Below are 9,340 nucleotides of genomic sequence, written 5' to 3' on the forward strand. Positions count from 1 at the left end.
GGCGGCGCCAAGGGACTTCGCGCCGATTTTATGCACAAAGGCCACAGGAACCTCAAGAATCCGCGTCACGTCTCGATCGTTGCCGTCATCGCGACCACCCGCGGGTGCCCGGCGAGGTCGCGCCGGACCTGCGGGCTAAGGCCGTGGGTGGCGGCGAGCCGGCGCAGGGGCTCCTCCTGATCGTAGCCGATCTCGACCAGCAGATGCCCGCCGGGCCCCAGGAGCCGCGGCACCTGGGCCAGGATGGTGCGGTAGGCGTCGAGCCCGTCGGGGCCGCCGTCGAGGGCGAGGCGGGGATCGTGGTCGCGCACCTCGCCCGACAGGCCGGCGATGACGTCGCTCGCGATGTAGGGCGGGTTCGCCACCACGAGATCGAACGGCCCGGCAAGCGAAGCGGCCCAGTCCCCGGCCGCGAAGGCGGCACGCTCCGCCACGCCGTTGCGGGCGGCATTCGCCCGGGCGGTGCGCAGGGCGCCGACCGACCGGTCGATGCCGAGGCCGACGGCGCGCGGCCACTCGGTGAGCAGGGCGACTAGGATGCAGCCGGTGCCGGTGCCGAGATCGGCGATGCGGTGCGGGCCTTCCGGAAACAGACCCAGCGCCGCCTCGACCAGGGTCTCGGTGTCCGGCCGCGGCACCAGGGTCTCGGGCGAGAGCCCGAACGGCAATCCCCAGAACTCCCAGGCGCCGATGATCCGCGCCACCGGCTCGCCCGCGGCGCGGCGGGCGAGGTAGGCGCCGAGGCGCTCGGCGCCTGCCCGTCCGACCGGCTCGGCCCCGCGCAGCGCGAGGTCGGTGGCGGTGATGCCCAGCGCCTCCTCGACCAGGATCCGGGCATCGAGGGCGGCGGTCTCGATGCCGCGGGCGGCGAGTTCGTCCGCGGCCTTCGCCCGGGCGGCGATCCGGCTCGTCTCCGGGGTGATCCCGGTCACGCCATCCCCTCGGCGGCGAGCAGTGCCGCCTGATGCTCGGTGATCAGCGCGTCCACCACCTCGTCGAGGGCGGTGCCGGCGATCACCTCTTCGAGCTTGTAGAGGGTCAGGTTGATGCGGTGGTCGGTCACCCGGCCTTGCGGGAAGTTGTAGGTGCGGATCCGCTCCGAGCGGTCGCCGCTGCCGACCTGGGCGCGCCGGTCCGCGGCGCGGGCGGCGTCCTTCTGGCTGCGCTCCTGGTCGTAGAGCTTGGCCCGCAGGAGCGCCATGGCGCGGGCCCGGTTCTTGTGCTGCGAGCGCTCTTCCTGGACGAAGATCACGATGCCGCTCGGCACATGGGTGATCCGGATCGCCGATTCGGTCTTGTTGACGTGCTGGCCGCCCGCGCCCTGCGCGCGCATCGTGTCGATCTTCAGGTCGGATTCGTTGACCTGGATATCGACCTCCTCCGCCTCCGGCAGCACCGCCACCGTGGCGGCGGAGGTATGGATGCGGCCTTGCGTCTCGGTGTCGGGCACCCGCTGCACCCGGTGGGCGCCGCTCTCGAATTTCAGCCGGGCGAAGACGCCCCGCCCCTTCACCTCGGCCACGACCTCGCGATAGCCGCCCATCGTGCCGGGGCTCTCGGAGATGACCTCGACCCGCCAGCCCTTCAGGTCGGCGTAGCGCGAATACATCCGGAAGAGGTCGCCGGCGAAGAGCGCCGCTTCGTCACCGCCGGTGCCAGCGCGCACCTCGAGGATCGCGCTCTTCTCGTCGGCGGCGTCCTTCGGCAGGAGCAGGAGCTGGAGCGCACGCGCCGCAGCGTCGCGGGCGGCCTCGGCCTCCGGCTTCTCCTCCGCCGCGAGCGCCCGCATCTCGGGGTCGCCCTCCTCGATCATCTCCTCGACGCCGCGGAGCGCCGTCTCGGCGGCCCGGAAGGCGCGGATCGCCTCGACCACGGCATCGAGTTCGGAGAGTTCGCGCGAGAGCTGCACGAAGCTCTCCGCCTCGGCCTCCCCGGCGCTCAGGGTGGCGGTGACGATGTCGTGGCGGGCCAGGATGGCGTCGAGACGGTCGGACGGGATCGCGATCATGAACGGGATATGGCCATTGCGACGAGCCGGGTCATCCGGGGCGGCCCGCGCCCGGTGCCGGAGATGGTGCCGCGTATAGCAGGTCTGCGGGGGTTGGGGAGTCGCGGCGACCGTGGACAAAAGCCGTGTCACCGGCGGACGGACGCGCGCGCCCGTTTACGAACGAAGGTGGCCTGCCCTGTCTTACGGGCGAGGAGCCGCGGGTAGCACCCCGTGACCTCTCTTGTTGGGTAGACTTCGTTAGATGAGCCCAATCGTGATGGTGACGACCCATCCGATCGGTTGCGTCATGACGGTGATCGTCACGAACGGCCAGCCGTTCACATCTCTCGTCCCTCTCCGGTCAGCGCCAGCTCGAAAGGCGGCGGCCGGCGAACTCCGCCGCAAGCTCCGGTGCCCCAGAGCCTTCGCAACCGGAGAGGGTCTTTCCCAACGTCGGAACGATCGCACGGCGAGGTTGCCGAATTCGCGGTGCCGGCGTCATCGGCCCGGCGCCGGTCAGACCGGAACGCCGTGCTCCTCCGCGAAGGCCGCGAGCGCCGGGCGCAACGACGCCCCGTCGCGGGTCCGCGCCAGTTCCCGCTCCAGGAAGGCCGAGACGGCGCCGGCATCGAGCCCCAGCACCATCGCCTTCACCGGGCCGATCGAGGCCGGCGACATCGAGAGCGCGCGGAAGCCGAGCCCGATCAGGGCCATCGCCTCGAGCGGCCGGCCGCCGATCTCGCCGCAGACCGTGGCCGGGGTGCCGGCGGCCCCGGCCCGCTCGGCGATCAGCCGGAAGGCGCGGAGCGCCGCGGCGCTCAACGGATCGAAGCGGTTGGCGACCTGGCGGTTCTCGCGATCGACCGCGAACAGGAACTGCATCAGGTCGTTCGAGCCGACGGAGAGGAAGTCGGCCTCGGCGGCGATCTCGTCCATCTGGAACAGCAGCGAGGGCACCTCGACCATCACGCCGAGGCGGCAATCCACCGGCAGCGGGTGGCCGTGGCGGGTGAGATGCGCCTTCTCGCGCTCGACGATCGCCCGCGCCTGGACGAACTCCTCCACCGTCGCGACCATCGGGAACATGATCTTGAGCGGCCGCCCGCGGGCGGCCTTGAGCAGCGCCCGCAGCTGCATCCGCAGGAGGCCGGGCCGGTCGAGGCCGATGCGGATCGCCCGCCAGCCCAGCGCCGGGTTCTCCTCCTCCAGCGCCTTCATGTAGGGCAGCACCTTGTCGCCGCCGATGTCGAGGGTCCGGATCGTCACCGGCAGGTCACCGACGGCGTCGAACACTGCCTCGTACAGCACCTGCTGCTCGGCCGCCGTTGGCATCCGCTCGGCGACCATGAACTGCAATTCGGTGCGGAACAGCCCGACGCCCTCGGCCCCGGTCTCGTTCAGGTGCGACAGGTCGACGATGAGGCCGGCATTGAGCTGCAGCCCGACCGCGACGCCGTCGCGGGTGACCGCCGGCACGTCGCGTAAGGACCGGTACTGCTCCTGGCGCCGGGCGCGCAGCCTCGCCTTCTCGGCATAGGCCGCCTCGATCTCGGGTCCGGGCCGGATCTGGATCTCGCCGGTGCCGCCGTCGACGATGATGGCGTCGCCGGTCTCGACCAGGGCCGTGGCGTTTGCCACCTCGCCCACCGCCGGGATGCCGAGCGCGCGCGCCACGATGGCGATGTGGCTCGTCGGCCCGCCCTCCTCCAGCACCACGCCGCGCAGGCGGGCGCGGTCGTAGTCGAGGAGCGCCGCCGGGCCCATCGAGCGGGCCACCAGGATGGCGTTCTCCGGCATCGCGTCCGGCCCGACCGTCGGGCGGCCGACGAGCTGGCGCAGCAGCCGGTTGGCGAGGTCGTCGAGGTCGTGCAGGCGCTCGCGCAGGTAGGGGTCGCTCTGGCGCAGCATCCGGGCGCGGTTGTCCGACTGCACCCGCTCCACCGCGGCCTCCGCGGTGAGGCCCGACAGCACCGCCTCGCGCATCCGCCGGAGCCAGCCCTGGTCATGGGCGAACATCCTGACGGTTTCGAGCACCTCGCGATGCTCGCCGGCGCCCGCGACGTCGCCGCGCTCGACGAGGTCGTCGATGGCCGCGCGCACTTCCGCGATGGCGGTGTCTAGGCGCGTGGCCTCGCGCTCGACATTCTCGGCGATCAGGTTGCGCACCACGATGCGCGGCTCGTGCAGCACGACGTGGCCGAGGCCGACGCCGTCGGCGAGCGCCACGCCACCCTGGCTGAGCGCCCGGCGCGAGGCGCTGACGGTGCCGGGCGACAGGGCCTGCAGCTCGCCCGAGGCGATCATCTCCGCCAGCACCATGGCGGTGGTCTGGAGCGCCTCGATCTCCTCCTCGGAATAGACCCGGTAGGTGCGGTTCTGCACCACCAGCACGCCGAGCGTGTTGCCGGCCCGCAGGAGCGGCACGCCCAGGAACGCGTGGTAGACCTCCTCGCCGGTCTCCGGCCGGTACGAGAAGGCGGGGTGCGACTGGGCGTCGGAGAGGGAGAGCGGCTCGGCGGTGGCGGCGATCAGGCCGACCAGGCCTTCGCCGGCCCGCATGGTGGTGAGGTGCACCGCCTCGCGGTTGAGGCCTTCCGTGGCGAAGAGCTCGAGGTTGCCGTCGTCGCGCAGGACGTAGACCGAGCAGACCTCCGCGACCATGTTGGACGCGATCAGGACGACGATGCGGTCGAGGCGCGCCTGCGGGCCGACGGGCTCCGCCATGGCCTCGCGAAGGCGGCGCAGTAGCAGGCGCGGGCCTCCAGGCGCTGCGGGCATCGTGTCGTGTTCCACCCTTTGGCGAGCCGGGCCCGGCGCGGTGCAACCGTGAGGCCGATCCTGCGCGGGCCTGACGCATCGGCCCCGTCACTGCCGTATAGCGAGTCCGGCGCCCGGCGGGCAAGCGGCCTTTCCGGGGGACGGGGCCGATCCCCCGCCCCATGCAGCAACGCCCCGCCCGCGAGGCGTCGCGGACGGGGCGTCGACGGTCGATTCGTCGGAGCCCGGAGCGCGTCCGGGTCGAGACGTTCAGGCCTTGTCGAGGCCGTAGAGCGAGTGGAGGGTGCGCACCGCCAGCTCGGTATAGGCGGTGTCGATCAGCACCGAGAACTTGATCTCCGAGGTGGTGATCGCCCGGATGTTGATGCCCTTCTCGGCGAGCGCCCGGAACGCCTTGGCGGCGACGCCGGCATGGCTGCGCATGCCGACGCCGATCGCCGAGACCTTGACCACGTCGGTGGCGCCCTCGATGCGCTCGAACTCGACCGCGCCGCGTTGCGCGTCGAGGATCGCGCGGGCGCGCTCGTAATCCGCTGCCGGCACCGTGAAGGTCATGTCGGTGGCCGCGCCGTCGCCCGACACGACCTGGATGATCATGTCGACGTTGATGTTGGCGTCGGCGAGCGGGCCGAAGATGGCGGCGGCGATGCCGGGCTTGTCCTTCACCCGGCGAAGCGTGATCTGCGCCTCGTCCTTGGAGAAGGCGATGCCCGTGATGATCTGCTGTTCCACGATATCGTCCTCGTCGCAGATGAGGGTGCCGGGGCGGGCGTCGTCGGGGTCGTCGAAGGAGGAGCGCACGGTGGTCGGCACCCGGTGCACCATGGCGAGCTCGACCGAGCGCACCTGCAGCACCTTGGCCCCGAGCGAGGCCATCTCGAGCATCTCCTCGAAGGCCACCTTCTCGAGGCGCTGGGCCTTCGGCACCACCCGCGGGTCGGTGGTGTAGACGCCGTCGACGTCGGTGTAGATGTCGCAGCGCTCGGCGCCGATCGCCGCCGCGACCGCGACCGCGCTGGTGTCCGAGCCGCCGCGCCCGAGGGTCGTCAGGCGGCCGGTCTCGGCGTGGATGCCCTGGAAGCCGGCGATGACCGCGACCTCGCCGCGCTTGAAGCCGGCATCGAGGCGGGCGCCGTCGATGGCCTGGATCCGGGCCGAGCCGTGCTGGTCGGAGGTCTCGATCGGGATCTGCCAGCCCTGCCAGGAGCGGGCCTTGAGGCCCATCTCGTTGAGCACGATGGCGAGCAGGCCCGAGGTGACCTGCTCGCCCGAGGCGACGACCGCGTCGTACTCGGACTGGGCGTAGAGGGCCGAGGCGTCCTTGCACCAGGCCACCAGCTCGTTGGTCTTGCCGGACATCGCCGAGACGACGACCGCCACCTCGTAGCCGGCCCGCACCTCGCGGGCGACGTGGCGGGCGACGTTGCGGATGCGGTCGACCGTGGCGACGGAGGTGCCGCCGAATTTCATCACCAGGCGGGGCATGGGGATCCGATCGAACAAACTGTCTTCTGCCGCAGCGCGAAGCCGCGGGCGTCCGGCGGGTACAAGCGGTCCGGGGCGGTGTCAACTTTGCGACCCGAGGTGCCGGTCCCGCGCATGCCATCCCCTGCGCATGACGTCCCACGGCGGTTGGCCCGGGGCGGCGGCTGCGCTACCTCGACGTCGAGATGGATCTGTTTCCCCACACGAAAGCCTGGCGCCGATGAGCGAACCGACCGGACCCTCGATCGACCGCGACGAGGTCGCCCGCTTCGATCGCCTCGCCGTGACCTGGTGGGACGAGGCCGGGCCGATGCGGGTGCTGCACCGCTTCAACCCGGTGCGCCTCACCTATATCCGCGACACGGTCTGCCGCCATCTCGGCCGCGACCCGCTGGCGCCGGCGCCGCTCTCGGGCCTCACCCTCGTCGATGTCGGCTGCGGCGGCGGCGTCCTGTCGGAGCCGCTGGCGCGCCTGGGCGCCGAGGTGACCGGCCTCGATCCCGCGGTCACCAACGTCAAGATCGCACAGGCCCATGCCGACGAGGCCGGCGTGCCGGTGCGCTACCGGGCCGAGACGATCGAGGCGGTGGTAGCGGCCGGCGAGCGCTTCGACGTGGTCTGCGCCATGGAGGTGGTCGAGCACGTCACCGACATGCCGGTCTTCGTGCGCAAAGCCTGCACGGCGGTGAAGCCCGGCGGCCTGTTCTTCGCCGCCACGATCAACCGGACGATGCGCTCCTTCGCGCTGGCCATCGTGGGGGCGGAATACGTTCTCAACTGGCTGCCGAAGGGCACCCACGACTGGGACAAGTTCGTCACCCCGGACGAGCTGCGCGACGCCGTCGAGGCCGGCGGCCTCACCGTCACCGACACGACCGGCGTCGTCTTCAACCCGCTCACCAACCGCTGGAGCGCCGCCCGCGACACGGCGGTGAACTACATGATCGCGGCCGAGAGGCCCGGCGCCTGAGCGAAGCAACCCCGCCCCGCCTCCCCGGTTTCCCCTTGGGACGACGGGAGGAGACGGGTCCATGCTGGAAAAGATTCCCCACGCTCTGGGCGAGGCCCTGTCGGGGCTGCGGGCCGGTCCTGAGAAGACCGCGTATCACGCCGAGTTCGAGGCTGCGCCCGCGATCATCCGGGTGACGAGCCCGGCCTTCGCCGAGGGCACCCCGATGCCGGCCCGCTTCACCCAGGACGGAGAGAAACTTTCGCCGCCGCTGGCCTGGACCGGGCTCCCGGCCGGCACCGCCGCCCTGGTGCTGCTGGTGGAGGATGCCGACAGCCCGACGCCCAAGCCGATCGTCCACGCCATCGCGTGGGACCTCGACCCCGCGAGCGACAGCCTGCCCGAGGGCGCGCTGGCGAGCCCCGGCTCGGACGGCACGGTCGAGGAGGTCGGCAAGAACACCTTCCTCAAGGCGGGCTACCTGCCGCCCGACCCGCCGACCGGCCACGGCCCGCACCGCTACCTGTTCCAGGTCTACGCCCTCAACCGGCATCTCGGGCTCGAGGGCGTCCCCGGTCGCGGCGCGCTGCTCGCGGCCATGCACGGCCATGTCCTCGCCAAGGGGCTACTCGTCGGCACCTACGAGCGGCGCTGATCCAGTCCCGACTTGCCAGGGGCGACGGCCTGGCCCACCACTCGACATCAGGCCGCCGGCGTGCGGCGGGGAGGATTGACGGCATGAAGGCGCTCCTGTGCAAGGCGCTCGGCGGCCCCGAGGACCTGGTGATCGAGGAGGTGCCGGATCCGGTGCCCGGCCCGGGCGAGGCCCTGGTGCGGGTGACGGTCGCCGCGCTCAACTTCTTCGACACGCTGATCATCGCCGGCCGCTACCAGGTGAAGCCGGAGCTGCCGTTCTCGCCGGGCGCCGAAGCCTGCGGGGTGATCGAGGCCCTGGGGCCGGGGGTCGAGGCGTTCCGGGTCGGGGAGCGCGTCATCGTCCATCTCGGCTACGGCGCCTGCCGCGAGCGGGTCGTCGCCCCGGTCTCCGGCCTGACCCGGGTGCCGGAGGGCGTCAGCGACGAGCAGGCGGCGGGCCTCTCCGTCACCTATGGGACCTCGCTGCACGCCTTGCAGGACCGCGCCAACCTGAAGCCCGGCGAGACCCTGGCGGTTTTGGGCGCCACCGGCGGCGTCGGGCTGGCGGCGGTGGAGCTCGGCCACGCGATGGGCGCCCGGGTGATCGCCTGCGCCTCCTCGGCCGAGAAGCTCGACCTTGCCAAGGCGCACGGCGCCGACCTCACCCTCGACTACAGCCAGGAATCGCTGCGCGACGGGCTGAAGCGGCTCGGCGGCGAGGCCGGCATCGACGTCGTCTACGATCCGGTCGGCGGCGCCTATTCCGAGCCGGCCCTGCGCTCGCTCAACTGGAAGGGCCGCTTCCTGGTCGTCGGCTTCGCGGCCGGCGAGATCCCGAAGATCCCGCTCAACCTGGCGCTGCTGAAGGGCATCGATATCCAGGGCGTGTTCTGGGGCGCCTTCCTCCGGCGCGAGCCCGAGGGCCACGCCGCCAACCAGGCCCGGCTGCTGGCGCTGGTGAGCGAGGGGCGCCTCTCCGCCAAGGTCCACGGCGTCTACCCGCTGGACGAGGCGGCGGCCGCCCTCGGCATCCTGGCGCGCCGCGAGGCGATGGGGAAGGTGCTGCTGCGGCCCTGATTCCCCCTCCCCTCCCGCTGCGCGCGCGGGAGGGGTTTCGCCGACCGATCGGGAACAGTTCGCGGCGCACGCCGTTCACAGCAGAGCTTTCCATTCCCGAGCGTCAGGACGGAGACACCGTGGGCGACATCATCCGCATCATCCTGCTCGTCGTGATCCCGCCGATCGGCGTGCTGTTCACCGTTGGGTTCGGCCTGCAGTTCATCCTGAACGTGCTGCTGACGCTGTTCGGCTACATCCCGGGCCTGATCCACGCCATCTGGGTGGTGACGCGCCGCAATTACTGACCGGCGACAGAGCCGAAACGCAAAGAACCCCGCGAGGCTCGCGCCTCGCGGGGTTCTTTGTTGGTTTGGTTGCGGGGACAGGATTTGAACCTGTGACCTTCAGGTTATGAGCCTGACGAGCTACCGGGCTGCTCCACC

The 9,340-nt window shown here is 71.6% G+C and carries 8 protein-coding genes; 4 read left to right on the top strand and 4 right to left on the bottom strand.

The window, feature by feature from the left end; translation table 11 throughout:
- Positions 1-65: 65 nt before the first annotated feature.
- From prmC to ABZT49_RS10440, 4 genes are all read right to left on the bottom strand, one after another.
- On the bottom strand, positions 66-932 hold the full coding sequence (gene prmC / locus ABZT49_RS10425; protein ID WP_355285943.1) for a peptide chain release factor N(5)-glutamine methyltransferase: 867 nt from the start codon (positions 930-932) through the stop codon (positions 66-68).
- Positions 929-2,008, bottom strand: a complete 1,080-nt coding sequence (prfA, locus tag ABZT49_RS10430) for a peptide chain release factor 1 (RefSeq protein ID WP_355285945.1) — start codon at positions 2,006-2,008, stop codon at positions 929-931. Before prfA ends, prmC begins: the two co-directional genes overlap by 4 nt.
- 498 nt (positions 2,009-2,506) lie before the next feature.
- Complete coding sequence (gene ptsP / locus ABZT49_RS10435) at positions 2,507-4,768, bottom strand: phosphoenolpyruvate--protein phosphotransferase (RefSeq protein ID WP_355285947.1); 2,262 nt, start codon at positions 4,766-4,768, stop codon at positions 2,507-2,509.
- Positions 4,769-5,017: 249 nt separating this feature from the next.
- Complete coding sequence (locus ABZT49_RS10440) at positions 5,018-6,253, bottom strand: aspartate kinase (RefSeq protein ID WP_355285949.1); 1,236 nt, start codon at positions 6,251-6,253, stop codon at positions 5,018-5,020.
- A gap of 220 nt (positions 6,254-6,473) precedes the next feature.
- Here ABZT49_RS10440 and ubiG point away from each other — a divergent pair, with 220 nt between their 5' ends.
- From ubiG to ABZT49_RS10460, 4 genes are all read left to right on the top strand, one after another.
- Positions 6,474-7,223: a bifunctional 2-polyprenyl-6-hydroxyphenol methylase/3-demethylubiquinol 3-O-methyltransferase UbiG gene (ubiG, locus tag ABZT49_RS10445; protein ID WP_355285951.1), complete on the top strand. Its 750-nt coding sequence runs from the start codon at positions 6,474-6,476 to the stop codon at positions 7,221-7,223.
- 61 nt (positions 7,224-7,284) lie between these two features.
- A complete protein-coding gene (locus ABZT49_RS10450) occupies positions 7,285-7,857 on the top strand; it encodes a YbhB/YbcL family Raf kinase inhibitor-like protein (RefSeq protein WP_355285953.1) in 573 nt (190 codons plus the stop codon).
- An 83-nt stretch (positions 7,858-7,940) separates the two neighbouring features.
- On the top strand, positions 7,941-8,915 hold the full coding sequence (locus ABZT49_RS10455; protein ID WP_355285955.1) for an NADPH:quinone oxidoreductase family protein: 975 nt from the start codon (positions 7,941-7,943) through the stop codon (positions 8,913-8,915).
- Between the two features lie 119 nt (positions 8,916-9,034).
- Complete coding sequence (locus ABZT49_RS10460; RefSeq protein ID WP_064504300.1) at positions 9,035-9,202, top strand: YqaE/Pmp3 family membrane protein; 168 nt, start codon at positions 9,035-9,037, stop codon at positions 9,200-9,202.
- Positions 9,203-9,340: the final 138 nt, after the last annotated feature.

This window comes from Methylobacterium sp. EM32, assembly GCF_040593685.1.
In the GTDB taxonomy this organism is placed as follows: domain Bacteria; phylum Pseudomonadota; class Alphaproteobacteria; order Rhizobiales; family Beijerinckiaceae; genus Methylobacterium.